The sequence below is a fragment of the Kitasatospora sp. NPDC088264 genome (assembly GCF_040685715.1).
In the GTDB taxonomy this organism is placed as follows: Bacteria; Actinomycetota; Actinomycetes; order Streptomycetales; family Streptomycetaceae; genus Kitasatospora.
Window position 1 is genome coordinate 1 of record NZ_JBFBIR010000092.1, and the last position, 24,085, is coordinate 24,085.

General features: G+C 71.7%; 22 protein-coding genes and 2 pseudogenes. 12 read left to right on the forward strand and 12 right to left on the reverse strand.

What is annotated here, in order from left to right; all coding sequences use genetic code 11:
- Window positions 1-167: 167 nt before the first annotated feature.
- From AB0O82_RS36295 to AB0O82_RS36310, 4 genes and pseudogenes are all read right to left on the reverse strand, one after another.
- Entirely contained in the window at window positions 168-1,796 is a 1,629-nt protein-coding gene (locus tag AB0O82_RS36295; protein ID WP_363588929.1) for a thiamine pyrophosphate-binding protein, read from the reverse strand.
- A 107-nt stretch (window positions 1,797-1,903) separates the two neighbouring features.
- Window positions 1,904-2,881, reverse strand: a pseudogene (speB, locus tag AB0O82_RS36300) (agmatinase); the annotation flags it as partial.
- Window positions 2,882-3,008: 127 nt separating this feature from the next.
- On the reverse strand, window positions 3,009-3,860 hold the full coding sequence (locus AB0O82_RS36305; protein ID WP_363588931.1) for a class II aldolase/adducin family protein: 852 nt from the start codon (window positions 3,858-3,860) through the stop codon (window positions 3,009-3,011).
- Window positions 3,861-3,871: 11 nt separating this feature from the next.
- Window positions 3,872-5,356, reverse strand: a complete 1,485-nt coding sequence (locus AB0O82_RS36310; protein ID WP_363588933.1) for a sodium:solute symporter — start codon at window positions 5,354-5,356, stop codon at window positions 3,872-3,874.
- 255 nt (window positions 5,357-5,611) lie between these two features.
- Here AB0O82_RS36310 and AB0O82_RS36315 point away from each other — a divergent pair, with 255 nt between their 5' ends.
- Window positions 5,612-7,174, forward strand: coding sequence for a PucR family transcriptional regulator (locus AB0O82_RS36315; RefSeq protein ID WP_363588935.1), 1,563 nt, complete (start codon window positions 5,612-5,614; stop codon window positions 7,172-7,174).
- Window positions 7,175-7,224: 50 nt separating this feature from the next.
- Here AB0O82_RS36315 and AB0O82_RS36320 read toward each other — a convergent pair whose 3' ends face one another.
- Window positions 7,225-9,285: a WD40 repeat domain-containing protein gene (locus tag AB0O82_RS36320; RefSeq protein ID WP_363588937.1), complete on the reverse strand. Its 2,061-nt coding sequence runs from the start codon at window positions 9,283-9,285 to the stop codon at window positions 7,225-7,227.
- Between the two features lie 276 nt (window positions 9,286-9,561).
- Window positions 9,562-10,254 (reverse strand): helix-turn-helix domain-containing protein, encoded by a 693-nt coding sequence (locus AB0O82_RS36325; RefSeq protein WP_363588939.1) that lies wholly within the window; start codon window positions 10,252-10,254, stop codon window positions 9,562-9,564.
- A gap of 64 nt (window positions 10,255-10,318) precedes the next feature.
- On the opposite strand from AB0O82_RS36325, the gene AB0O82_RS36330 reads away from it, so the two are divergent.
- The gene (locus tag AB0O82_RS36330; protein WP_363588941.1) at window positions 10,319-10,837 is read left to right on the forward strand and encodes a GNAT family N-acetyltransferase; all 519 of its coding nucleotides are present in this window, start codon (window positions 10,319-10,321) and stop codon (window positions 10,835-10,837) included.
- A gap of 31 nt (window positions 10,838-10,868) precedes the next feature.
- On the opposite strand, the gene AB0O82_RS36335 is transcribed toward AB0O82_RS36330, so the two are convergent.
- From AB0O82_RS36335 to AB0O82_RS36345, 3 genes are all read right to left on the reverse strand, one after another.
- Window positions 10,869-12,593 carry an ABC transporter ATP-binding protein gene (locus AB0O82_RS36335; protein WP_363588968.1) on the reverse strand — a complete coding sequence of 575 codons (1,725 nt, stop codon included), beginning with the start codon at window positions 12,591-12,593 and terminating at the stop codon, window positions 10,869-10,871.
- A gap of 193 nt (window positions 12,594-12,786) precedes the next feature.
- The gene (locus AB0O82_RS36340; protein ID WP_363588943.1) at window positions 12,787-14,019 is read right to left on the reverse strand and encodes a cupin domain-containing protein; all 1,233 of its coding nucleotides are present in this window, start codon (window positions 14,017-14,019) and stop codon (window positions 12,787-12,789) included.
- 165 nt (window positions 14,020-14,184) lie between these two features.
- Window positions 14,185-14,340: a hypothetical protein gene (locus tag AB0O82_RS36345; protein WP_331742852.1), complete on the reverse strand. Its 156-nt coding sequence runs from the start codon at window positions 14,338-14,340 to the stop codon at window positions 14,185-14,187.
- A 708-nt stretch (window positions 14,341-15,048) separates the two neighbouring features.
- On the opposite strand from AB0O82_RS36345, the gene AB0O82_RS36350 reads away from it, so the two are divergent.
- Entirely contained in the window at window positions 15,049-15,282 is a 234-nt protein-coding gene (locus AB0O82_RS36350; RefSeq protein WP_363588945.1) for a hypothetical protein, read from the forward strand.
- Window positions 15,279-16,001, forward strand: coding sequence for a hypothetical protein (locus tag AB0O82_RS36355; RefSeq protein ID WP_363588947.1), 723 nt, complete (start codon window positions 15,279-15,281; stop codon window positions 15,999-16,001). The genes AB0O82_RS36350 and AB0O82_RS36355 overlap by 4 nt, the downstream gene beginning before the upstream one ends.
- Before the next feature lie 212 nt (window positions 16,002-16,213).
- Here the strand turns inward: AB0O82_RS36355 and AB0O82_RS36360 are convergent, their stop codons facing one another.
- Window positions 16,214-16,504, reverse strand: a complete 291-nt coding sequence (locus AB0O82_RS36360; protein ID WP_363588949.1) for a hypothetical protein — start codon at window positions 16,502-16,504, stop codon at window positions 16,214-16,216.
- A gap of 240 nt (window positions 16,505-16,744) precedes the next feature.
- Here AB0O82_RS36360 and AB0O82_RS36365 point away from each other — a divergent pair, with 240 nt between their 5' ends.
- Complete coding sequence (locus AB0O82_RS36365; RefSeq protein ID WP_363588951.1) at window positions 16,745-17,224, forward strand: hypothetical protein; 480 nt, start codon at window positions 16,745-16,747, stop codon at window positions 17,222-17,224.
- Window positions 17,225-17,568: 344 nt separating this feature from the next.
- Here the strand turns inward: AB0O82_RS36365 and AB0O82_RS36370 are convergent, their stop codons facing one another.
- Window positions 17,569-17,754, reverse strand: a complete 186-nt coding sequence (locus AB0O82_RS36370) for a hypothetical protein (protein ID WP_363588953.1) — start codon at window positions 17,752-17,754, stop codon at window positions 17,569-17,571.
- Window positions 17,755-17,887: 133 nt separating this feature from the next.
- On the opposite strand from AB0O82_RS36370, the pseudogene AB0O82_RS36375 reads away from it, so the two are divergent.
- Window positions 17,888-18,684: pseudogene (locus tag AB0O82_RS36375) on the forward strand (IS5 family transposase).
- A 9-nt stretch (window positions 18,685-18,693) separates the two neighbouring features.
- Here the strand turns inward: AB0O82_RS36375 and AB0O82_RS36380 are convergent.
- Complete coding sequence (locus tag AB0O82_RS36380; protein ID WP_363588955.1) at window positions 18,694-19,053, reverse strand: hypothetical protein; 360 nt, start codon at window positions 19,051-19,053, stop codon at window positions 18,694-18,696.
- A 130-nt stretch (window positions 19,054-19,183) separates the two neighbouring features.
- On the opposite strand from AB0O82_RS36380, the gene AB0O82_RS36385 reads away from it, so the two are divergent.
- The 6 genes from AB0O82_RS36385 (at window position 19,184) to AB0O82_RS36410 (ending at window position 23,529) form a co-directional block, all read left to right on the forward strand.
- Window positions 19,184-19,561 carry a hypothetical protein gene (locus AB0O82_RS36385; protein ID WP_363588957.1) on the forward strand — a complete coding sequence of 126 codons (378 nt, stop codon included), beginning with the start codon at window positions 19,184-19,186 and terminating at the stop codon, window positions 19,559-19,561.
- A gap of 183 nt (window positions 19,562-19,744) precedes the next feature.
- Window positions 19,745-20,833: a hypothetical protein gene (locus tag AB0O82_RS36390; RefSeq protein ID WP_363588959.1), complete on the forward strand. Its 1,089-nt coding sequence runs from the start codon at window positions 19,745-19,747 to the stop codon at window positions 20,831-20,833.
- Entirely contained in the window at window positions 20,814-21,242 is a 429-nt protein-coding gene (locus AB0O82_RS36395; protein WP_363588961.1) for a hypothetical protein, read from the forward strand. The genes AB0O82_RS36390 and AB0O82_RS36395 overlap by 20 nt, the downstream gene beginning before the upstream one ends.
- A gap of 86 nt (window positions 21,243-21,328) precedes the next feature.
- Window positions 21,329-21,526 carry a hypothetical protein gene (locus AB0O82_RS36400; protein WP_363588963.1) on the forward strand — a complete coding sequence of 66 codons (198 nt, stop codon included), beginning with the start codon at window positions 21,329-21,331 and terminating at the stop codon, window positions 21,524-21,526.
- Window positions 21,527-21,956: 430 nt separating this feature from the next.
- On the forward strand, window positions 21,957-22,139 hold the full coding sequence (locus tag AB0O82_RS36405) for a hypothetical protein (protein ID WP_363588965.1): 183 nt from the start codon (window positions 21,957-21,959) through the stop codon (window positions 22,137-22,139).
- A gap of 58 nt (window positions 22,140-22,197) precedes the next feature.
- Complete coding sequence (locus AB0O82_RS36410; RefSeq protein WP_363588966.1) at window positions 22,198-23,529, forward strand: hypothetical protein; 1,332 nt, start codon at window positions 22,198-22,200, stop codon at window positions 23,527-23,529.
- Window positions 23,530-24,085 lie beyond the last annotated feature (556 nt).

Sequence of the window (24,085 nt, forward strand, 5' to 3'; positions counted from 1 at the left end):
CGTCGGCGCGCAGCAGTCGGGGGGAGTCGAGGGCCATTGCGGCAGCCTATCCAAGGGGCGGCGCAACGGCGTCGGACGGCCGGGGCGCGTGGTGGTGTGCGATCAGGTCGACGGGGGGGAGCGCGCCGGGCGCGGGCAAGGCCGGGCCGTCGCGCTCCCCCCGTGGTTCAGGCGTCCAGGTGGGTGGGTGCGAACATCCGCAGCAGGGCGGGCAGGACCAGCACGTTGGGGCCCGGGGCGGCGAGTGCGGCGGCCAGGTCCCGTGCGAGGTCGTCGGGCGTGGTGAAGGCGGCCGGGACGCCGAAGGACTCGGCCAGGCGGACGAAGTCCGGGCGGGCCAGTTCGGTGGCGGTGGCCTCGCCGAAGGCGCCCGTCATGTACTCGCGCAGGATGCCGTAGCCGCCGTCGTCGATGATCAGCCAGGTGACGTTGAGGCCGAGTTGGCGGGCGGTGGCGAGTTCGGCGAGCGAGTACATCGCGCCGCCGTCGCCGGAGACGGCGAGGACCGGGCGGCCGCCCGTGGCCACGGCGGCGCCCAGTGCGGCGGGGTAGCCGTAGCCGAGGCCGCCGGCGCCCTGGGCGGAGTGCATCGCTCCGGGGCGGCGGGCGTCGAAGGCGGACCAGGCCCAGTAGCCGAGGATCGTCATGTCGAAGAAGACCGGGGAGTCGTCCGGTAGCGCGTGGCGAACGGATGCCAGCAAGTCCTGTTCGAGTTCCAGCCCCTGGCCGTCGATCCGCTCCTGGACGCGCTTGAGCAGTTCGGCGGTCACCGCCTCGGCCCGTCCGTCCGCTGTGGCGGCCGGTACCGAGTCGGAGAGGGCGGCCAGGGCGAGGCGGGCGTCGGCGTGGATGCCGAAGGCCGGGTGGTTGGCCTCCAGCTTGCCCGCGTCGGCCTCGATCTGGATGATCCGGCCGCGCGGCGCCAGGGTGTGGTAGTTGCTGGACAGTTCGCCCAGGCCGGAGCCGACGACGAGCAGGACGTCGGCGTCCTCCAGCAGGTCGGTGGTGTGGCGGTCCTCCAGCCAGGACCGCAGCGACAGCGGGTGCTCCCAGGGGAAGGCCCCCTTGGCGCCGAAGGTGCAGGCCACCGGGGCCCGCAACAGCTCGGCCAGCCGCAGCAGTTCGTCACTGGCTCCGGCCCGGACCACGCCGCCTCCGGCCAGGATCACCGGGCGTTCGGCCTCGGCCAGCAGCACCGCGGCCTCGGCGACCAGCTCCGGGCGGGGGACCGGCGGCCGGGGTTCGGCGCGCAGCCCGGTGACCGGGGGTACGGTCACCGGCGCGAGCAGGACGTCCTGCGGGATCTCCACCCACACCGGCCCGTACGGCGCGCTCAGCGCCGACTCCCAGGCGGCGGCCAGCGCGGAGGGGATCTGTGCGGGGGTGCGGGCGGTGTGCACGGACTTCACCACGTCGCGGAAGCTGGCCTGCTGGTCGACGAGTTCGTGCAGGTAGCCGCGCCGCCGTCCACCCAGTCCGGCCGAGGGGATCTGGCTGGAGACGGCGAGCACCGGCACCGAGGCGGCGGCGGCCTCCTGGAGCGCGGCCAGCGAGGTGAGCGCGCCGGGCCCGGTGGACAGGAACAGCGGGGCGACCGTCCCGGCGGTGCGGGCGTAGCCGTCGGCGGCGAAGCCGGCGTTGTTCTCCACCCGCAGTCCCACGTAACGCAGGTCGGAGCGGCGCAGCGCGTCGAACAGGCCGAGGGCGTGCTGGCCGGGCAGGCCGAAGACGCAGCGGGCGCCGAGGGTGGCGAGTGACTCGACCACCAGGTCGCCGCCGTTGCGGAGGTGCGTCATGCGCGCACCTCGCCGGTGGCGTCGTGGGACTCCGTACGGGCGTCGGCGCGGCTGGCCGGGCGTCCGTCGGTGCGGCCGCCCGCACCGGCTCGCGGATCCTGCTCCGTCCGTTCGCTCGCGATCTGGCGGGCCATCAACGTCGTCAGCTCGTAGGCGGTGTGCGAGGCGGCCACGGCGGTGATCTCGGCGTGGTCGTAGGCGGGTGCGACCTCGACCACGTCGGCGGAGACCAGGTGGCAGCCGCTCAGGCCGCGCAGGATCTCCAGCAGCTCGCGCGAGGTGAGTCCGCCGGCCTCGGGGGTGCCGGTGCCGGGGGCGTGCGCCGGGTCGAGCACGTCGATGTCGATGGAGATGTACAGGGGGCGGTCGCCGACCCGCTCGCGCAGTTGCTGGGCGACCTCGTCCACGCCGCGCCGCAGGACGTCGGCGGAGGTGACGATGCCGAAGCCGAGCTTCTCGTCGTCGGTGAGGTCCTGCTTGCCGTAGAGCGGCCCGCGGGTGCCGACGTGGGAGAGGGCGGAGGTGTCCAGGATTCCCTCCTCGACGGCCCGGCGGAACGGTGTGCCGTGGGTGTACTCGGCGCCGAAGTAGGTGTCCCAGGTGTCCAGGTGGGCGTCGAAGTGCAGCAGCGCGACCGGCCCGTGTCGACGGGCCACGGCGCGCAGCAGCGGGAGCGCGATGGTGTGGTCGCCGCCGAGGGTCATCAGCCGGGCGCCGGTGTCCAGCAGTTCGCCGGCGGCTGCCTCGACGGTGTCGACCGCCTCGTGGATGTCGAACGGATTGGCGGCGATGTCCCCGGCGTCGGCGACCTGCGCGAGTGCGAACGGCGAGGCGCCCTGGGCCGGGTTGTAGGGGCGCAGCAGCCGGCTGGCCTCGCGGATCGCGTTGCCGCCGAAGCGGGCGCCGGGCCGGTAGGAGACGCCGGTGTCGAAGGGCACGCCGACGACCGCGATGTCCGCGCGCGGGACCTGGTCGATCCGGGGCAGGCGGGCGAAGGTGGCGGGCCCGGCGTAGCGCGGTACGCGGGAGGAGTCGGTGGGGCCGAGGGGGCTGTGGGGGGCGTGGGGGTCGGGGGCGGTGCTCATGGCAGCTCCTGGAGTCGGTCGGGCGGGGCGCTGTCGGGGCGTTGTCGGGGAGTCGGCGTCGGGGAGCCGCGGGCGGGGCGTCGGCGTCGGGGCGTCGGCGGGCGGGGGTTGCGCCGGGTCGACGGGGTCAGTTCGCGTGGTCGGGGGCGATCCGGTCGGCGAGGCGCAGGAGGGCGGCCCAGGCCAGTTCGGCGGCCCGGTCGTCCTGGAGGTCGGATCCGTGCTCCTGGCCGGTCAGCTGGCGGGCGGTGAGCTCGGCGGTCTCGCGGGACGGCAGGACGAGCGGGCCGCCGCCGGCCTGGGCGGCGATCTGGATCTCGCACGCCTTGTCCAGGTAGTACATCCGCAGGAAGGCCTCGCCCGGGGTGCGGCCGACGGTCAGCAGGCCGTGGTTGCGCAGGATCAGTGCCGGGTGCCCGCCGAGGTCGGCGACCAGTCGCTCCTGCTCGGCCAGGTTGAGCGCGACGCCCTCGTAGTCGTGGTAGCCGACCCGGTCGTGGAACTCCATCGAGATCTGGTTGAGGGGCAGCAGCCCGTCCCGCTGGGCGGCGACCGCGCAGCCCGCCCGGGTGTGCGTGTGCAGCACGCAGTGGGCGTCCTGGCGGGCCGCGTGGACGGCGCTGTGGATCACGAAGCCGGCCGGGTTGACCGGATGGGGGGTCGGCTCCACCGGGTTCCCGGCCAGGTCGATCTTGACCAGGTCGGAGGCGGTGATCTCCTCGAACAGCAGGCCGTACGGGTTGATCAGGAAGTGCTGCTCGGGGCCGGGGACGCGGACCGAGATGTGGGTGAAGATCAGGTCGGTCATCCGGAAGTGGGCGACCAGCCGGTACACGGCGGCGAGTTCGCGGCGCAACCGGGCCTCGGTCGGTGCGGGCGGCACCGTCGGTCCGGACGGTCCGGACGGTCCGAGCGGGGCGGGTGGTCCGGACGTGACGGTCGGTGCGGTCGGGACGGTCGGTGCGGTGGGCAGGCCCATGAGGCTTCCTCTCAGAGCGCGGCGGCCGGGGCGGTGGCGGCGGGAGCGGCCGGGGTCGCGGCCTGCCCGGCGAGCCGGCCGCGCCAGTGCTCCAGCACGGTGGCATCGGTCGGGCGGGTGGCCAGGCTGACGGCCAGGTAGGCGACCAGGCTCACGGCGAGGCCGAAGTAGATCGGCTCGTTGGCGAGGACACCCTTGGCGGCCATCAACGCGATCACGGTGCCGCCGCCCGCGATCATCGCGGCGAGCGCGCCCGGCAGGTTGCCGCGCCACCAGACCAGCCCGCCCAGGATCGGCACCAGCAGACCGCCGACCAACAGGTTGTACGCGACGGTGAGCGCCGAGATCACGTCGTCCAGTACGCAGGCGACGCCGATCGACAGCACGCCGAGGGCCACGATCGCCAGCCGGTTGGACCGCACCTCGTCATGGTCCGTGGCCGCGGCGCCTGGCCCTCCCCGGCCGACGAGCGTGCGTACCCGGGCCCAGATGTCGTTGTTGGCCACGGTGGCGGAGGCGATCAGCGCGCCGCTCGCGGTCGACATCATCGCCGACAGCGCCGCCGCCAGGACCAGGCCGCGCACCCCGGCCGGCAGCGTGCTCTTCACGATGGTCGCGAACGCGCTGTCGGGGCTGGCCAGTTGGGGGTAGAGCGCCTTGGTGGCCATCCCGATCACCGCGCCGGCGACGGCGTACGCCAGGCAGTAGGCTCCGGCCACCGTGCCGCCGTACGTGGCCACCCGGTCGGTGCGGGCGGTGAACACCCGCTGCCAGATGTCCTGGCCGATCAGCATGCCGAAGGTGTAGATCAGCACGTAGGTGAAGATGGTGTCGCCGCCGATCGAGCCGAACGAGAAGTAGCCGGACGGCAGTTCGGCCTTCAGCCGGGCGAGGCCGCCGGCCTTCACGACGGCGACCGGCAGCAGCAGGAACAGGACCCCGATGCTCTTCACCACGAACTGCACCATGTCGGTGAGGGTGATCGACCACATGCCTCCGAGCGCCGAGTAGCCGACCACGATGGTGCCGCCGATCACCACGGTCGCCCAGCGGGGCACGTCGAACAGCACGTCGAAGACGCTGGCGTAGGCGATCGTCGAGGTCACCGCCAGCATCAGGGTGTAGACCCACATGACCACGCCGGAGATCACGCTCGCCGCCCCGCCGTAGCGCAGCGACAGCATCTCGGCCACGGTGTACACCCGCAGCCGGGCGATCCGGGCGGAGAAGAGGATGCTCAGCGCCAGCAGGCCGAGCCCGATCGCGAACACCATCCAGGCGCCCGACAGGCCGTAGGAGTAGCCGAGCCGCACGCCGCCGATGGTGGACGCGCCGCCGAGGACGACGGCGGCCATCGTCCCCGTGTACAGCACCGGGCCCAGACGGCGGCCCGCGACGAGGAAGTCCGCCTTCGAGGAGGCGCGCCGCTTGCCCCACCAGCCGACGCCGACGATGCCCAACAGATAGCCGATCATCACGACGTAGTCGAGGGTCATGGGGGGTCCTCCGATCCGGCCGGACGCGCTGGGGGGAGCGGGCCGGGCCAGGGCTGTGGGTGGGGGAACAGGCAGGCGACGGGCGGGACTGGCAGGGCTCACAGGAAGGGCGGGGAGCGGGGGGACGAGCCGGGGGCACCCGAAGGAAAACGCCGTGCGCTGAACCTAAACCGCCCCACCTGGCCTGCAGAAGTATCGGTTTCATCCAATATCGTGGGGTCAGATGTGCAAAACCTCCGACGAAAGGCCGCCGGCGTGCCCAACCCAGCCCCCGCTCCCGCCTCCGGCAGCCCCGCCGTCCCGTTGACCGTCCTGCTCGCCGACCCCGTGCTCGGACTGCGCCAGATCGCCGGACCGCTCGACGACCGGCTGATCGGCACCGTCGGCACCACCGAGGTCGAGAACCCCGGCCCCTACCTGCTGGGCGGGGAACTGCTGCTCACCGCCGGAGTCCGCCTCCCGAAGGACGCCGAGGGCATCGACGCCTACGTACGCTGCGTCGTCGAAGCGGGCGCCGCCGCACTCGGCTTCGGCGTCGCACCGGTCTACGACGAGGTGCCGGCCGACCTGGTCGCCGCCTGCGACCGGCACGACCTGCCCCTGCTACGGGTGCCCGACGGCACCCCGTTCGTCGCCGTCGGCCGGGCCGCCTACTCGGCGATGGCCGAAGCCGCCCACCGCGGCCTGCGGCAGATCTCCGAAGCCCAGTCCGCACTCGCCTCCGCGGCCGCCCGCCCCGACGCGCTGCGCGCGGTCGTCCAGCAACTCGCCGTGCACCTGGGCGGTTGGACGGCACTGCTGGACGGACGTGGCGTCGAACTGTTCAGCGCCGGAGTGCGCCCGCCCGTACCGGTCCCGGCTGAACTGCGCGCCCTCGCGGAACGGACCACCGCGCGCGCAGCGGGCCGCGCCCAGCCGCCGACCGCCGCCGCCCAGCACTACGCCGGGCGGCACCTGACCGTGCGGACCCTGCCCGGCTCGGACGGTTCCGGCGGCCCGCTCACGCTCGTCACCGCCGCCGAGGAGCCGCCGACCGTCGTCCACCGGTCCGTGGCCGGGGTGGCCGTGGTGCTGCTCTCGCTGCTCACCAGCCCGCGGCACGCGCTCGGCACGGACGCCCGCAGCGCCGGAGCCCTGGTGCGGCTGCTGCTCGGCGCCGCACCGGAGGAGGCGGCGGCCGCCCTGCTGCCGCCCGACGGGGCCTGGGTGGTCGTGCACGGCCGGCTGACCGGCCGGGCGGGCGGCGGCGGGGAGGCCGTCCAACTCGCCGCCCTCGGCACCGCCCTCGGCACACCGCACCTGAACCTGGACGGGACCCGGCTGCGGGCGCTGCTGCCCGGCTCGGCGGCTCCGGACCGGGTCGTGGACACCGAATCCGCCGCCCGGCTCGGCTGGACGCTCGGCGTCAGCGCGCCCGCCCCCACGGCGGAACTGAGGACCGCCGACGCCCAGGCCGACCGGGCCCTGCGTCACGCGCTGGCCACCGGTGCCGCCGCCGTCCACCACCGCGAGGCCGTCGGGCCGAGCGTCCACACCCTGGTCGCCCCCGAGGACGCCGCCGCCCTCGCCCTCAGCACCTTCGCCCCGCTGGCCGCCGCGGGCACCCCCGGGCCGGCCGTGCTCCGGGAGACCCTGCGCACCTGGCTCGCCCTGCACGGCAGCTGGGACCGCACCGCGGCGGCGCTCCAGCTCCACCGCAACACCGTGCGCCAACGCATCGCCCGGGTCGGCGAGTTGCTCGCCGTCGACCTCGGCGACGCGGAGGTCCGGATGGAGCTCTGGTTCGCCCTGCGTTGGCTCCCGTCCGGCGCGGACTGACCGCGGGCCGCCACCGCCGTCCGGCGGCGAGACGTTCGTGCGGGGCCCGGTCAGCGGCGGGCCAACACCGCGACCTCCCAGCCGAAGCCCACCACCAACCGGCCATCCGGCACCACGGCCACCGTGTGGACCGGCAGCGGGAACACCAGCTCCGGCCCGACCTGGTCGCCGGTGGTCAGGTCCCAGGTCCGCGCCGTGCCGTCGTCGCCGCCGGTGACCGCGACGGGGCGGCCGTCGACCACTGCCGTCGCCACCGCGTTCACGTCGCCGGTGTGGCCGGTGAGGGGTTGGCCGATCGGCTGGGCGGTGGTCAGGTCCCAGGTCCGCACGGAGCCGTCGTCGCCGCCGGTGACCGCCACGGGGCGGTCGCCGACCACCGCCGTCGCCACCGCCAGCACGCGGTCGGTGTGGCCGGTGAGGGGTTGGCCGATCGGCTGGACGGTGGTCAGGTCCCAGACCCGCACCGTGCCGTCGTCGCCGCCGGTGACCGCGACGGGGCGGCCATCGACCACCGCCGTCGCCACCGCGTTCACTTCGCCGGTGTGGCCCGTCAGGGGCTCGCCGACCTGCTGACCCGCAGTCAGATCCCAGACCCGTACGTCATCCCAGCTGCCGGTGACCGCGACGGGGCGGCCGTCGACCACTGCCGTCGCCACCGCGTTCACCCCCTCCTCGTGGCCGGTGAGCGGCTCGCTGATCTGCTTACACGTGGTCAGGTCCCATACCTGCACGTGGCTGCCGGCGACCGCGACGGGACGGCCGTCGACCACCGCCGTCGCCACCGCCCCCACCCAGTCGTCCTGGCCGGTGAGGTGCAGGCCGAGCTGCCGGCCGGTGGTCAGGTCCCAGACCCGCACCGTGCCGCCGCCGCCGGTGATCGCCACGGGGCGGCCGTCGACCACTGTCGTCGCCACCGCGTTCACTTCGCCGGTGTGGCCGGTGGGCGGCTCACCAACCTGGCCGCCCGAGGTCAGGTCCCACACCCGCACCATCCCGTCCTGACTGCCGGCGATCACGTGGGGACGGCCGTCCAGCACCGCGGTCGCCATCGCCCGGACCTTGTCGGTGTTGCCGTTCACCGGCTCGCCGATCTGCTTGCCGGTGGTCGGATCCCACACCTGGAGCGTCCAGTCCTCGCCTCCGCTGACGATGCAGGGGCGGCCGTCGATCGTTGTCGTGAGCACCGACAGCACCCAGCCGTCGTGACCGGTGAGAGGTCGGCCGATCTGCCGGCCGGTGGTCAGGTCCCATACCCGCACGGTCTCGTCCTCGCTGCCGGTGACCGCCAGGGGGCGGCCGTCGACCACCCCCGTCGCCACCGCTCGCACCGCCTCCTCGTGGCCGGTGAGCGGCTCGCCGATCTGCTCACGCGTGGTCAGGTCCCATACCCGCACGGTCTCGTCGTGGCTGCCGGTGACCGCGACGGGACGGCCGTCGAGCACCGTCGTCGCCACCGCCGACACCGCAGCTGTGTGGCCGGTGAGGGGTCGGCCGATCTGCTCGCGCGTGGTCAGGTCCCATACCCGCACGGTCCGGTCACCACTGCCGATGAGCGCGACGGGGCGGCCGTCGACCACCGCCGTCGCCACCGAGCACACCTGGCCGGTGTGGCCGGCGAGAGGTTGGCCGATCTGCCGGCCGGTGGTCAGGTCCCATACCCGCACGCTCCGGTCAGTACCGCCGGTGACCGCGACGGGGCGGCCGTCGACCACCGCCGTCGCCACCGCCAGCAACGCGTCGGTGTGGGCGGTCGGAATACGACGCACGGACCGGTCGAGCTGGGAGCCGGTGGCCCACTCGACGCCCCACGGTGCGGCGGGTTCGTCCTCCACCGGTACCGCGGTGATCCGCGCCGACAGCTCCGGGTCCCCGTAACGGGCCGCGTCCAGCGCCAGCAGTTGCCGGCGTACCCCCGCGGTGACGTCACGATGCAGGTGTGTCGAGGCCCGGTACACCGACGCGGCCAATCGCGCCACCGGACCGGACGCCGCATCCAGCAACGCCAGTACCGATCCCGGGTCCGCGTTCACCAGGAACCCCGGATCGGCCAACCGCCCAACGGCCGCGGCGGATTCAGCACGCGGGTGGAAGTCCCGCAGATCGTCAGACATGAACGGCACAGTAGTCGTGCCCGGCAACCACGGCACCGCGGAAAGCGCGACCGCCAGACCCCCGCCTGCACATGGGCAGGGCACCGCCAGGACGCGGGCGCCGGCACACGAACACGAGGCGTCGCCCTTGTCCATGACGCAGGCCCCTGCCTGGACTCCGCCGGTGTCCTCTTCGGCCTGTCCGCGTGAGTGGCGACCAGGCGCCAGGTCCTCAGGCGCCGCTGGCAGGTGGCGAGCACCCGGCCTTCGGGTGCGGCGCGGGCTGACTGCCGGGCGTCAGCCGAGGGTGGCGTCGAGGAAGGCGTGCCAGGCGGCGTGGACGCGGCCGGCGTGGTTCCCGCCACCGTCGTTGCCGTCCTCGCTCCCGTCCTCGCTCCCGTCCTCGCTCCCGTCCTCGCTCCCGTCCTCGCTCCCGTCCTCGCTCCCGTCCTCGCTCCTGCCCCCGCTCCCGCCGCCGCCGTCGCCGTCGGCGAGGAGGTCCAGCAGCAGGCCGCGGAGGACGGCCAGCACCACGGTGGGATTCGCGCCGGTGCCGTCCAGGGCGCGTTCCAGGGGCGGCAGCCACTCGTCCAGCGAGACGGTGCCGAAGTCCAGCCAGGGCCCGGAGCCGCCGAAGGCGCGGACGTACCCCTCGAAGAACAGGCGTAGCGCGCCCCGGTGCTCGGGCTTCGTCAGCCACTCCCAGAGCAGTTCGAGGGTCTCGCGGGCGTCGCCGCCCTCGGTCTCGGAGCGCTCCAGCAGCGCGAGTTGCTCGGCCCGGCCGACCGCCAGGACCTCCCGGACCAACTGCTCCTTCGACCCGAACAGGTACAGCAGCACCCGAGGGCTGGAGCCGATCTCGGCCGCCAGCGGGCGCAGCGAGAGGTCGGACACGTTGTGCTCGGCGACGTAGCGGACGGTCGCGGCGAGGATCTCCTCGCGCCGCCGCGACGGGCGGGAGCGCGCATCTGCGGGGGTGGGGGTGGACACGTGGTCTATCGTTCCACTGAAACGACTGTTTCAGTGGAAGTGCCCTCCTGGAAGGGATGCCACCATGGCCGCCACCGCACCCGGATTCGCGACCGTCCGCGAGGCCGTCCGCCCCGGAGACCTCGGCACCGTCGCCGCCCTGCACGGTGTCCTCTACGCCCGCGAGTACGGCACGGACGAGACCATGGAGGCCTATGTCGCCGCCGGGATGGCCGAGTTGGTCCTCGCCCGGGCCCGCGAGGGCGGTGCGGCGCCCGGTCGTCTGTGGGTCGCCGAGCTCGACGGCCGCGTGGTCGGCGCCACCGGCCTCGTCCGGGCGGACGAACGCCCGGGCTGGGGCCAGCTGCGGTGGGTGCTCCTCGACCCGGTCGCCCGGGGCCGGGGCCTGGGCGGCCGGCTGCTGGAGACCGCCCTGGACGAGGCCCGCGCCCGTGCGTACGAGGGCGTGCTGCTCTGGACCATCGCGGGCCTCGACGCCGCCCACCACCTGTACGCGAAGGCCGGTTTCGAGCTCACCGTCTCCCGTTCCGCCCGCAAGTTCGGCCTGGACACGGTCGAGCAGCGGATGGACCTGCGGCTCTGAGCGGGCGTCTGGCGTAGGCGACTTCCGTCCTTCAGGGCTTCGGGCCGAGGGAGCCGCTCGCCCGGCAGAGCTCCGCGTACCGTCCGGCGCGGGCGAGAAGGTCCGCGTGCGTGCCCGACTCGACGACCCGGCCGCCGTCCAGAACGATGATCCGGTCGGCATGCCGGACCGTGGACAACCGGTGGGCGATCGTGATCGTGGTACGGCCCGCGGAGAGCGCCTCCAGTGCTCGCTGGACCGCCTTCTCGGTGATCGTGTCCAGTGCGCTGGTGGCCTCGTCCAGGACGAGGACCGGCGGATTCCTCAGCATGGTCCGGGCGATCGCCAGGCGCTGTTTCTCGCCGCCGGAGAACCGGTACCCGCGCTCGCCCACGATCGTCTCGTACCCCTTCGGCAGGCTCTCGATCAGTTCATGGATCTGAGCGGCTTCGGCGGCGGCCGCCAGCTCACTCGCGGTCGCTCCGGGCTTGGCGAACCGCAGGTTGTCGGCCACGGTCGTGTGGAAGAGGTGGGTGTCCTGCAGGACGATGCCGACCGTCTCGGCAAGGGTGGCGAAGCTGAGGTCACGGATGTCGACGCCGTCGATGGTGATCCGTCCGCCCGTGACGTCGTAGAGACGCGGAACCAGATGGCCGAGGGTGGTCTTGCCCGCGCCGGTGGCGCCGATGACCGCCAGCTTCTCACCGGCCGGCAGATCGAAGTCGACCCCCCGGAGGACGGGCCCCGAAGCCGGGTAGGAGAAGCTCACCTGCTCGAAGCGGACGTGTCCGTGGCGCCCGGTGAGCGGAACGGGATCCCTGGGCTCCGCGACGTCGACCTCGAGGTCCAGGTACTCGAAGACCCGGTCGAACAGGACCATGGAGCTCTGGATGCCGATGCCGGTCTGCAACAGGGTCATGACCGGCCCGAAGAGGCCCTGTTGGAGAGCGGTGAACGCGACGACGGTACCCACGGATATGGTCGGGCCACCGTACCCACCGACGATTCCGGCCGTCCAGTAGAACGCTATCGGCATCGCGGCCACGATGATCGAGATGATGGACTGGCGCCATCGTCCGGCCATCGAGGACCGGACGGTCAGATCGGCGAGGTCCCGCGACCGCCCAGCGAACTCCTTGACGAGCGTGTCGGTGCGCCCCATCGTGCGGCCCAACAGGAAGCCGCTGACCGACAGCGACTCCTCGATCAGGCTGAACATCACGGCGAGCAGGCTCTGTTGCTGCTCGACGATCCCGCGCCGCTCCGCGCCGACCCTGCGGCTGATCCCGACGAAGAACGGGAGCACCCCCAGGGACACCGCCGTCAACTGCCAGTTCAGGGAGAGCATCGCCAGCAACGTGGCCACCACCGTGGTGGCACTGGCGACGATCGTGGCGGCCGCGCCGGTCACCGTCGACTGCATGGCTCCGATGTCATTGGCGATCCGGGACTGCACCTCGCCCGTGCGGGTCGCCGTGAAGAAGGACAGGGACATCCGCTGCAGATGCGTGTAGACCGCGGTGCGCAGGTCGTCCATCACCCGCTGCCCCAGCGTGACCAACAGGTAGGCCTGGAGCACTCCGGCGGACGTGCTGGCCACCACCAGGGCGAGCATCCCGGCGGCCAGCCCGGTCAGCAGTCCGAGCCGGCCCTGGGGCAGCGCGACGTCGAAGATCTGCCGCAGCATGAACGGCGGTGCGATCGCGGCCAGCGATCCGGCCGCGACCAGCAGCAGCACGGCGCCGAGCCGGAGCCGGTGCGGCACGAACAGGCCCATGGCTCTGACCAGTGGAGCGTGCCGCCTGTTCTTCCGTTCTCCGGCCACGGGGCTCCTCCCTTCTCTCCGTCGGACGCGTCCGTCAGGTGCCCCGGCCCGCGGGCCGGGGCACCGGGAGGATCTGCGTGAGTCGTCATGCCGGACCGGCCGGCGCCGCCCGGCCCGGCCCGGCACCCGTCCGTCCGTCCGTCCGTCAGGACAGGGTGAGGAATCCTTCGCGGACCAGCGTGCGCACGAGCAGCAGGCAGCCCGGCTGGTCCAGGCCGCCGGGGATCGAGCCGGCGGTGAACCCCTGACCGTCGCTCTCCGTCACGAACCTGACTTCATCGGCCACGTGGACCGGCAGCTGGATGGTCTTGCTGTGGAACTCGAGCTCGACGACCTCCTCGCCGAGTGCCACGCTCCACCGCAGACCCGGACGACGCCGCACCCGGGTGTCGAGGTTCAGCCGCGGCAGGCTCTCCAGGTCGCCCAGGTGACCGCGGAGCGTCACCGGAGCGAGCGAGGTCGTCTGCTTCACGGCCCTGGCCGTCATCTCCTGGGGCGAGAGCCGGGCGGCGAGCGCATCGATCAGCTCGGCGAAGACGTCCTCGGCCTGCTCCTGGAGGTGCTTGTCGTTGGCGAATCCGATGGGCATGCTCCTGCGGAACCGCTCGTCCCCCTCGAAGACCTCCCGGACCGCGTCGCTGATCAGCGCGGGTATAAGGACCGGGTGGACACCGAAGGTGAGGTGCATCGACGCGGCGTCGTTGGACGTCGCGGCGTGGATGGTGCCACGGGGCAGGTAGAGGAGGCTGCCCGGCTGGAGGTCGAACTCCTCCTCGACCTCCGGCACCTCGCCGGAGTGGTCGTACCTCTGACCCTCCAACGGCAGCGCGTACGGTGCCCCGTACAGCCGCCAGCGCTTGCTGCCGTACGCCTGCATCACGATCACGTCGTGGCTGTCGTAGTGCGGGTCGAATCCGCGGGCCTGCCCGCCGGGGGTGAGGTACACGTTCACCTGGAACCTGGCGTTGACCTCGGCGCTCAGCATCGAGGTGAAGCGCGCCAACGGCTCCCAGCGGCGTTCGAGGGCGTTCAGGATGACGGTCGAGCCGGACCGGTACCGCTCGTACAGCGCCTCCAGCCGGCTGGCGGTCATGTTGCGGCCGGGGGCGCCCAGCTCGGACACCGGGGTCTCCTTGCCCTCGCGGATGACCCGGACGTTCCCGAAGTCCGGACCGGACTGGCCCAGCACCCGGTCCACGTCGTCGAGCGTCAGGAGATCCGCGAAGTGCTCGGGGTCGTTCCTCGGGATGTGCAGTGGCCGCCGCTCCCAGTACTCGTCGCGGAACGTCGGAAGGGAGACCGGGTGGAGAAGGCGGGAGAGGCCGAAGGAAGGCCCGTCTTCGGGCTCGGCCCCCACCCGGTCCGTCAGAGAAGTCATCGAGATCTCGTGTCTCCTAACAGAGGTCGGCCGGCTCTGCTGACGCGGTAACCGGCAGCCATGTCTTCCTTGGCGTTCTTGCTGTCCTTCGGGGAGGGGGCGCGCCGGGAGCGCGGCCCCTCCCCGGCCCGTGAGACTTCTCGGGCGGGCTCTGCTCAGGCGAGGTCAGTCGGTGTCGTCGATGAAAAAGTCCTTATGACCGGAGTCGTTGTTGTTGTTGTCGTCCGCGGGCCCGAAGCTGATGTCATCGGGCGTGATGGCCGTTTCCACGTCCGGAGCGCGCACGACGACGATGTCGGCCGGGTCGAGGCTGTGTGTCAAAGGAACTCCCTTCTGAGAGCCGGTGGAATCTCCAGCGTGGGATCCGCAGTGATTGTCCGTCTACAGGAGGGCGTGAAGGCCCAGGTGAGTGGCGGACAACCCGAGGTGGCCGCGGACAACAGAGGGGGAAGAGCGGGATCCGAGGTTGTCCGCGTCGAGCCCGGCCGGACTCCGGACGATCCTGCGAGCAGGCCGGTTGTCGTCCGCCCGGCTGTGCGCGGCGGAGCATCGGCGCGGTACGGGCGGGTCCGGATACGGAGCCTCTACCTACCGCGAACCCCGTCGGCACGGCGTTCGTCCGGGGGAGTCGTCCTCGCCCCGCGCCGGTGATCACCATCCTGCTGGTACGGGGCACCCCGCAGAATGGCTTCGCCCTGTCACCAACGGGACGGGCAGCTTGGTGTCCCGACTGGCCCTTGGGGGCCGCCAATGGGCAAGGTCGCGATCTACAACTGGCGTACTACGCCCGGCTTCCCGCGCGCCGTCCGGCCGAAGCGGTGATCGTGTTCCGGCCGGACGGCGTCCACCGCAGTGTGGCGGCAGCGGAGGCAGCGCGCTCCTGGGTGACGTCGTCTCGTCCGTGGCAGCCGGCCCCAGGGAGGAGATCGTCGCGCTGGTCCTGCCCCGCCGCCCGCGGTGGACGCCTCCTGGCCGGAGACGTCCACCGCGGCGGCGTCGGGTGCCGAACCCGTTTGACAGAGTGTGTTTGTGGCGATCCGTCAGTCGGTCGGCCGGAGTGCCGACACCGATTGTCCTTGCCCCCTACCCGGTGGGCGACGCTGTTCGGCCGCCAAGGGCATCATCGTCGGATCCGCCGGAGAGCCCGTCGCCTGCAAGTGGGGCACCGACACCGCCGCCGGCTGGAAGCCGACCTGCTACTCGGGGGTCTCCTACGCGCCGATCGGCGCCATCACCAACAAGTTCGGGATCTCACTCGCATGAGGCGTACCACCAGAACCCTGTTCACCGCCACCGCCACCGCGGTCGCCGTCGGCATCGGCGCCACCATCACCATGCTCGCCGCCGCCACCACCCACCCCGGCGACGACGAAATCCTCACCCTGGCCTCCCGCATGGGCGGCAACACTTACCACGTCTGCAACATCGGCCTCACCGCCGAAGGCCTGGACGCGGACATCATCGGCGACCACCAGAAGGCCAGCCGCGAACTCCAGAAAGCCACCGGACGCCACGTCACCCTCCACACCTGTCACCTCGATCCCGGCATCGAACAAGGCAACCGTGCGCACCCCGGAGCCGACCGCTACGCCCGCACCGTCCGGGGCGACGGTTTCGCCGTCTACATGGTCGACCAGATGCCCGACCACCGGGTGCGCGCGGGCGTCATCGGCGACCAGGCCAGGGCCCAGCATGCCTTCGAGGAGGCCTTCCCTGGCCAGATCGTCGTCCACAACACCCACCAGCCGCTCACCCTGCCCGACCCGCCCCCCGTTGTGCCTTTCGGCGACTTCGTCCGGCAACTCGCCCACGAGCACCACCAGACCGGCCCGGCTCCGTCTGTCACCGTCGACGAGGAGCACCAAGTCGTCTCCGTCACCTGGTCCGGGCCGATGCCCCCCGACGTCCTGCAGATCCTGCGCCGGGCGCCGCAGGACGTCACGGTGTTCGTCAACGGCGTCGCGGTGACGAAGGTCCCGTAAGGCTGAGCTGGACTGCAGCCGCGGCCCGGAGAAGACCCGGGTCTACGGCGGCCTGCGTGTCGTCGACGGACAACAGGTCACCATGACCGTCTCTTCCCGGAACAGTGTCTTCTACCAGTAGTTCCTCCAGCGCCACCGCGAACTTGACCACCGCCTCGTCCTCCGCGGCTGGCATTTCATCGAGCACGCCTACCATGACGCCCTGCGCGGCATCACCAGGCCCGCTCTGCGCACCCGCGCCGTGCGCTACGACCTTGACCGGACCGCAGCAGTCCCTGCTGCGGCTCCCACCTCGACCTCGCGCGCTGCGGCGGCTCGGCGGTGAGCAGCTCGGCGGTGGCCGGGTTCTCCTCGGCGGTCAGCCACAGGTCCGCCACCGCGCCGCGAACCCCGGCCGCCGCCACGCCGGCCAGGACCACCAGCAGCCGCGGGAACGATCGCCAGCGCCGCTCCCACGCCAGGCCCAGGCCGTCCGGGCCCGCCTGCTCCCTCCGCGTCGCCAAGGTCGAGCGCTCCTACGGCTTCACCCGCCCCGCCGGGGCGTAGGGCTACGCGACGGGCGGGTGGCCGGGATCCCAACTCCCGTCATCCGTCCGCCAGCGGAATGGTAAATCCCTCTCAACTAGCGCCCCAACTAAGGGCTTTGTCCTGAACGTGCCTACGTCGCCTCCTCGGCGCCTGCCTACGCTCCCCTCGAACCCCGGCCGCTCCGGCCGTGGGACCGACTCCAGGGGGAACACCCAATGCGTATTCGCCACGCCGTCGCCACGGTCACCCTTGCGGCGACCGTCGCGCTCACGATGAGCACCGACGCCTCGGCCGCCCCGGCCCCGCGTCTCGCCTGCGGGGTGAGCGACCAAGGCCTCCCGGGCAACATCTACAACAATGGCGTCTACGTCGGCCAGGTCGAGCAGCAGTACGACAGCTGTAGCCGGACGGCGATCGCCCACTTTCAGTGGTCCGGCGGCTTCCAGGGAAACGGCTCCCAGGTCAAGGTGTACCTGATGGCGAGCAACGGCTACACCGGTCAGGCGACCATCGGGGACCAGAGCAGCAAGGACGTCTACGGCTACGTCAACATCCACGCCACTTCCCCGGACATCTGGACGGCCATCGCGTCGCTCGACCAGATCTGCCCCGCCTACAGCACCCAGCACGACTACTCCAACGGCGCCTCCCTGGCGGGCCCACAGGACAGCAACTGCAGCATCCCCAACCCGTAGCCCGTAGCCAGTAGTCCGCAGTCCACGCTCCCGGGTTTCCCGGCCGGGAAACCCGGGAGCGCGTCGGCACGCGGCGTGGCAGGGTGAGCCCATGACCTCCCTCAGAAAGGGCGATGCCGCGTAGGCCGCCCGGCGTCCTGCGCGCCCAGACGCGGTACGCCCGGGGCTCGCAGCCCCGACCGTTCAGCCAGATCCGGGGCGGGAACTCGGTCCTTACGGGATCACGGTGAGCGTGTGCTCCCAGGCGACATCCAGGTCGACGTCGAGACCACGCTCGCACCGCCGTGGGTACTGGCTTGGCCCGACCGCCGGTCTCAACCGTCCTCCCGCTCAGGTTCAGCGGCCTACTCGCTGGCGTCTCCAGATGCCTGGAGGAGCCCGCGGAACTGGCTGTGCCCTCGGGTCGCTGCGCGGTTGATGATCTCTTCCGCCAACTGGGCCCACTTCGGATCGGCCAGACCGGTGCGCAGTAGAGTGCGGATGTCGGCTTCCCGGTAGCGGGGCGTCTGGTCGTAGGGGCCGAGGGTCATGATCCAGTCTTTGAGGAGGAGCAGGACCTGCTCGGTGTGGGCGTCGGCGGCGCGAGTGAGGTAGGTGAACGTCGTGGAGTCGGTGCGCAGTTAGAAGTGATCTCATTTGGCCTTGTAGGCTGCTCGCGTGACGATCGTGGAGCGCTTGGTGCCGGATGAGCTGTGGGAGCTGTTCCAGTTGGTGGTGCCGGCGGCGCCGAGTCGGCCGCAGGGCGGTGGCCGACGCCGATACGGGGACCGCGAAGTGCTGGCGGCGATCGTGTTCGTGGCCACCTCGGGATGCACCTGGGCTTAACTTCCGCCCTGCTTCGGTCCGTCCGGGCCCACCGCCCATCGCCGCTTCACCGAGTGGAGCAGGGCTCGAGTGTGGGCCAAGCTCCACCGGGTCGTCCTGGACGAGCTCGGCGCGCGGGGCGAGTTGGACTGGTCGCGGTGCGCCGTCGACTCGGTGAACATGCGGGCTCTGAAAAAGGGGAGTTGACGGGTCCGAATCCTGTCGATCGGGGCAAGTACGGGTCGAAGATCCACTTGCTGACGGAACGTACCGGTTTGCCTCTGTCGCTGGCGATCTCCGGAGCCAACGTCCATGACAGCCAGGCCCTGATCCCGCTCGTCGATGCGATCCCGCCGATCCGCTCGCGGCGCGGACCGAGGCGACGCAGGCCCGGCAAGCTGCACGGCGACAAAGCCTATGACCACCGCTTCATCCGCTCCTGCCTGCGACGACGCCAGATCCCCGCCCGCATCGCCCGCCGAGGCGTCGAGTCCTCCCAAAGCCTCGGCCGCCACCGCTGGGTCATCGAGCGCACCGTCGCCTGGCTCGGCGGCTTCCGTCGACTGCACCGCCGCTACGAACGCAAGGCCGACCACTTCGCCGCCTTCGCCAGCATCGCCGCAGCCCTCATTTGCCTCCGGAGGATCCCCAAATGAGATGACTTCTTAGCCGCTGGCGTCCAGCAGGACGTGGAACTGCTGGAGGATCCACTCGTCTGGGAAGCGGCCGCTGGCGGCTAGGGCCGGGAGGGTGTCGATCAGCTCGGTGCGCCCGTCCGGCTCGGTCGCGCTCGTCACGGCGGCCAGACGCCAGGTCCACCACGCCTGCACGCGCGGCAGGGCCTCGTCGGAAAGGCCGGGCCCGCCGGTGCCGAGGAGGGTGGCGAGCTGCTTGAGGACGCTCGTGCTGGAGCCGCGGTAGTAGTCCGGGATTGGGGAGTCGTCGCCGTCTAGGGAGAAGCGACCGCCGAGGTGCAGGCCTAGTGGAGTACGAGCGGGTTCCCGCTGGCTGCTCGCGAGCACCATCGCGGCATCTCAGCAGGTAGGAGCGGGGTTACCGGGGCGTCGCTCGATCGTGTGAGATTCCAGCGGTAACTCGCAGAATCTGTCAGTGTGTCCCGTAATTTGCTGGCTCGTGGCAGATTCCGAAACTCGCGTGCTGACGCTCGTGCGGCCCGCCCCGGACTCGGCCGTCCCGGTCGACCCGGCGGCGGTCTCGGTCGAGTCCGGCCTGGCGGACGTTGTCACGCTCCAGCGGCGGCGCCAGGCCCGGATCTCGGTGCAGGACGAGGAGAGCTTCTTCCTCGACACCCTGTCCGAGTACCAGTGGGCACGCGACGCGGCCGGCCTGGAGCCGAAGACCCTGGACGGGCTGATCAAGCCGGTGATCGAGGTCTGCGAGTACTACGGCACGGTGCCATGGCAGCTCTCATCCCTGGGCCCTGGGCGTCCCGGGTGCCCGGCCGCGCCCGCTCCAGCTCATCGTCGGCACACACCGCTACGCGGCCCAGGCCCGCAAGATCGTGCGCTTTGAGGGCGGCGGGCGCTGGGTGAACTCCGGGTGGAAGCGCAAGCTGAACAGGCAGCGCACGGTCGGGCCCGACCAGTCGGCCGTGCTGGAGCCGCAGGCGTGGGGCCAGATTCCCCTGTTCACCATGGCGCGCACCCTCACTCGCGATACGGCCCGCGCCATCGCCGTCCGGCAGTTGTCCGGCAGTTGTCCGGCTGGGACCGGGCCGAACCGGCGCTGCTGGCGTTGGTGGCCGAGCGCCGCATGAGCAACGCCTGGCGCTGCCAGGTCGCCGAGATGGTCCGGCTCGCCCTGGCGGTGCGCGAGGCCGAAGGCGCCAAGCCCACCTCAGGGCGGCTGCTGAGGGAGCTGCCGAAGTTCGCCGACGTGGTCTGCCTGGTCCTCCTGGGCGCCGGCCTGCTGGCCGACGAGTCCCTTCCCGACCCGCGGCTCGCACCGCGCTCGTGCCGCGACTGCAACACCTGGATGCCCGGGGGCGAGCACGCGGCATTTCGCTGCGACCCGTGCCGGAACTGGAGCAGACGCCGCCACCGGCAGCCGGGACAGTGCGCGCGCTGCCGCCGCGAAGGGCTTGCGCTGGGCGCCGGCCACTGCCGCGCCTGCCACCCTCACCGCGACGACCTGAGCGTGCCTGCCGCCACGCAGTTGGTGATCCACCTGCCTACCGGCCCGGGCGGACCGGGCCCGCAGCCGAAGGCCGGCGAGCACTGGCCGGTGCCCGTGGACGCGACGCCCGCGACGACGCTCTGCCGGGGGCAGGAGGCCCTGTTCACGATGCGCCGCGACTGGTCCCCGGTGCTGGCCCGGCTGCGCAGTCGGCCCTGGGGCGAACTGCCGCTGACCGGTGCGGCCACCGCGCTGGTGGAGGACTTCGCCGAGCTTCGCCGCGACCAGAAGGAGTCGGGCTTCCGCAAGAACATCCGCACCCTCACGATCCTGGCCTACTGGCTCGGAGTCGAGAACGCCTTCCACGAGCGGGACGTCCACGACCTGGCCCGCCTGGACGAGCACCTCGCGGCCAAGCCCGTCTGCCAGTTCCTGCGCGCTCGCGGCCTGCTCGTCGACGATCCCGGGATGCACCGCGACCGCGACCTGGTCTGGATCGAGAGGGTGCTGGCCACACTGCCGCGACCCGTCGCTGAGGAGGTCGGCGCATGGGCGCAGTGCTGCGCGGCCGGGGTCCCCGGGAGAACGAACCGCGTAGCTGGGAGAGCATCCGCAGCTACCTGGGCTACCTGCGGCCGGTCCTCACCGCGTGGACGGCGGGCGGCATGACGACCCTTCGGGAGTCACCGCGGACCACCTCCAGGACGCGCTGGACAGCCTCGGCGGTACCGCCCGACGCCAGCTCGCCATCGCACTGCGCAGCCTGTTCCGGGCGCTCAAGCGCGAGCGATTGGTCTTCCGCGACCTGGCCCGCCACCTGCCCGTGGGCGACGTGACCGGCCTTCCACGTCCGGTCCCCTCCGACCTGCTGGCTGGCGTGCTCGACCAGGCCGCCACCCCGTTCGCACGCCTCGCCATCGCCCTGGCCGCCATCCACGCAGTCCCCGCCTCAGAGAAGCGCACCGCACTCACCGCCGACCTCAACCTCGCCCGCAGCACCCTCGAACTGCGCCGCGGCCTGCGGCGGCACACCCTCTACCTGGAGGGGCTCACCACCGCCTTGCCGCCGACTGGCTGACCTACCGCCACCAGCGCTGGCCCACCAGCGTCAATCCCCACCTGCTGGTCACCCAGAAGACCGCCCTCGATCCGGACCACCCGGCCGTGCACCGGATCACCATGCAGGGGGTCCTGCCCAAGGGGCAGACCCTCGACAGGCTCCGGCAGGACCGGATCCTCGACGAAGCCTTCGCCACCGGCGACCCGCTCAAGCTCATGCGGCTCTTCGGCATCACCGAAGACACCGCCATGCGCTACGTCGGAACCGCTTACCCGGAGCGCACCGCGAAGCTGCCCCGGTAGCTGGCCAGGCCCTCCACCCGCTTCGTCGGCTTCCGTCTCAAGTCCACCACGGTGGACTTGAGACGGCGTGGAGGACCAGATCGGGGCCCTGGGCCTGATCCTCCACGCCCTTGTGCTGTTCAACGCCCGACGGCCTCTGCGCGACCCGTACGACACTGGCGAGTGACAGCCCGCCCTCTAGGAGCTGTCAGGCCGATCATTGATGGCGTGCTCTGGCTGCTGCTTGGGGCGCCTGTGGCGGCGGCCTGAAGCCGATTGCCAGAGATCTGCTGCTGCGCGACCATCGTCGGATGGATACGGATGAGGTTCGGAAGCTGATTCGGGTTGTGCAGACGTGTTCTGTGGCTTTGTACGTGAGTACCGAGTTTTGAGAGCACTCGGGTGCTTGCCTCGGGGCCATGGTTGTGCTCTGCACGACGAGGGGTCCCTGGTGCTGCCGAAGTCCAAGGTCGATCTGTACGCGGCGATCCGCCGTGATGCTCGCGCGGGCCTGTCCGGCCGCGCGTTGCAGCGCAAGTACCGCGTCGGGTTCCTGGGTACGCCGCCCCCAGCGGCGGCGGGCCGGGAGACGGCCGGTGGCCGACTCGCACATGGCCTGTTCTTCCCTTCCTGAAGGGCGGGAGGGAGGGCCTAGGGTCAGGTGACGGTTCTGAGCGAGGAGAGAGGTCCGTGTGACCACCCAACGCTACGGTGATCTAGAACTGCGCTTCACTCCGGACATCCGCCGGGTCTGGCCCAACGTCATGCCTGGCGTCCGGCACGACTCCGCGATCTACGCCGCGAACGAGCCCATGCGCGACGGCTGGGGTCGCGCTGCGCACCACTTCGGGCCGCCCCTCACCGCCGGCGGCCTCCCCCGGGACGGTGCCGCACTGCTCCTGCGGGACCTTTCGGCGGACCGGAGCATGCTCCGGCCACCCGTGCGCTACGACCGGATCGGCGACCTGCCCCAGGATGTCTCCGTCGGGATCTGGCGGCCCGTCCCCCCGGACGGCTACATCGCCCTCGGCGACATCGTCGCCACCAACGCTCCACATCCCGATTTTGGTTCTTTCCCGGTGGTGTGCGTCAAACGGGAGCACAACGGGCGCTTGTACGTCCGACGGGGCGAGTTCGGCGACAGGTTGCTGGAGAGCGGGAACATGCGGCTGTGGTCGGTCGTGGCGCCACAGCAGTCGAACCAGGACACCGAGGAGCGGCTGTTGGTGCCGCCTGGGGGATTCACGGCGGTGTTCACGGCCGACCGGCCGTCGTCGACGCCGACCGGTTGGGTGCTGGACCTGCCGGCGGTCGTGGAGAGGCGTCCCGGGCCGGGTGTGCCACGCCTGACCTCGTTCGACCGGCCGCCCGCGCAGACGACGGTGACCGACCGCACGGTCACCGTGCCGTACTTCATGGTCGAGGACCCGGTCCGCGACGCGCACTGGCAGATCCGCAACTCGCCGTTCTACCGGATCCGCCGCCTCCGGCGCTTCGACGTCGCCCTGTTCCGCGACAACCGCAACGGGACGGTGCAGCAGGAGCAGTCGGAGGCCGTCACCACCGGTGTCAGCCGGGAGGACAGCACCGCCTTCAACGTCACCACCGGCATCAGCGTTGGCGTGGCGGTCGGCATCGAGGTGTCCGCGAAGCCCTTCGGCATGGGCGTCTCCGGAACCACCACGTACTCGGTGTCGGCGACCGTCGAACTGGGCTACGAGAGGCGCCGGAGCGTGACCGTGATGAACGAGGTGACCAGGACGTACGGGCTGGCCGTGCCGCCGCGCAGTTCCGGTTGCCTGTGGATGGAGCACCACCAACTCGTCCCGGTCCGCGCGGACGGCACCGAACTCGGCCCCCGGGCCTCGCTCGGCTTCCGCACCGACCACTACGTGACCGGCGAGTTCCCCGGCGGGGCCGGCGTGCGCGCCTTCACCGAGGAGGACGGAGGCGAACGGACACCACTGCCCGACAGCATCCCGCCCACCGTCATCACCACGGCCACGGAGGACGATCCGTCCTGACTGGGGTGCCGCGCCACCCGTCGGGGTGGCGCGGCACGTTGGGACATTCTCGCGCCCCCGACGCGCCAGAACCGCTGCCACTTCTCATCGACACTCGGGGCTCCAACCATCGCCTTGTGCTGCCATCTCGCACCAACAGGTGCTCTCGGTCCGCAACTACGCAGCCATGTTCTGCCTACCCGTTGCAGTGGGATGCCTGGACGGCAGACGGTCAGTACCTGTATCTCCGATACCGGCATGGTGAGGGCTGCGTCGAGTGGCATCCTGGGCCTGAGGATGATGCCGACACGCCGGACTCTTGGAACGAGGGCCTCTCGGGGCTCCTCGTCGAATGGGACGACGGCACCGACGGCGGTGTCATCAGCCTTGAGGACTTCCTCGCGGCAGCGGGTTTGGTGCTGGCGCCGGGTGGCTTACCGGTGGTTTGTTAAACCCGTAAGTAGAGATCAAGGGCTCGGCCAGTGGCCAACGAGGTGATGAGGGCTTGGAGTTCGGGTGGCGGGGGCGTTTGCGACCAGGCGTGCCAGTAGCGTTGGAGGGTGTGCCAGGGGTCGAG

What these genes read in the sequence shown, in the direction of transcription:
- AB0O82_RS36295 (WP_363588929.1), bottom strand. Translation starts at nt 1,796, where the DNA reads ATGACGCACCTCCGCAACGGCGGCGACCTGGTGGTCGAGTCACTCGCC.
- AB0O82_RS36305 (WP_363588931.1), bottom strand. Translation starts at nt 3,860, where the DNA reads ATGGGCCTGCCCACCGCACCGACCGTCCCGACCGCACCGACCGTCACG.
- AB0O82_RS36310 (WP_363588933.1), bottom strand. Translation starts at nt 5,356, where the DNA reads ATGACCCTCGACTACGTCGTGATGATCGGCTATCTGTTGGGCATCGTC.
- AB0O82_RS36320 (WP_363588937.1), bottom strand. Translation starts at nt 9,285, where the DNA reads ATGTCTGACGATCTGCGGGACTTCCACCCGCGTGCTGAATCCGCCGCG.
- AB0O82_RS36330 (WP_363588941.1), top strand. Translation starts at nt 10,319, where the DNA reads ATGGCCGCCACCGCACCCGGATTCGCGACCGTCCGCGAGGCCGTCCGC.
- AB0O82_RS36335 (WP_363588968.1), bottom strand. Translation starts at nt 12,593, where the DNA reads ATGGGCCTGTTCGTGCCGCACCGGCTCCGGCTCGGCGCCGTGCTGCTG.
- AB0O82_RS36340 (WP_363588943.1), bottom strand. Translation starts at nt 14,019, where the DNA reads ATGACTTCTCTGACGGACCGGGTGGGGGCCGAGCCCGAAGACGGGCCT.
- AB0O82_RS36355 (WP_363588947.1), top strand. Translation starts at nt 15,279, where the DNA reads ATGAGGCGTACCACCAGAACCCTGTTCACCGCCACCGCCACCGCGGTC.
- AB0O82_RS36365 (WP_363588951.1), top strand. Translation starts at nt 16,745, where the DNA reads ATGCGTATTCGCCACGCCGTCGCCACGGTCACCCTTGCGGCGACCGTC.
- AB0O82_RS36370 (WP_363588953.1), bottom strand. Translation starts at nt 17,754, where the DNA reads ATGACCCTCGGCCCCTACGACCAGACGCCCCGCTACCGGGAAGCCGAC.
- AB0O82_RS36380 (WP_363588955.1), bottom strand. Translation starts at nt 19,053, where the DNA reads ATGGTGCTCGCGAGCAGCCAGCGGGAACCCGCTCGTACTCCACTAGGC.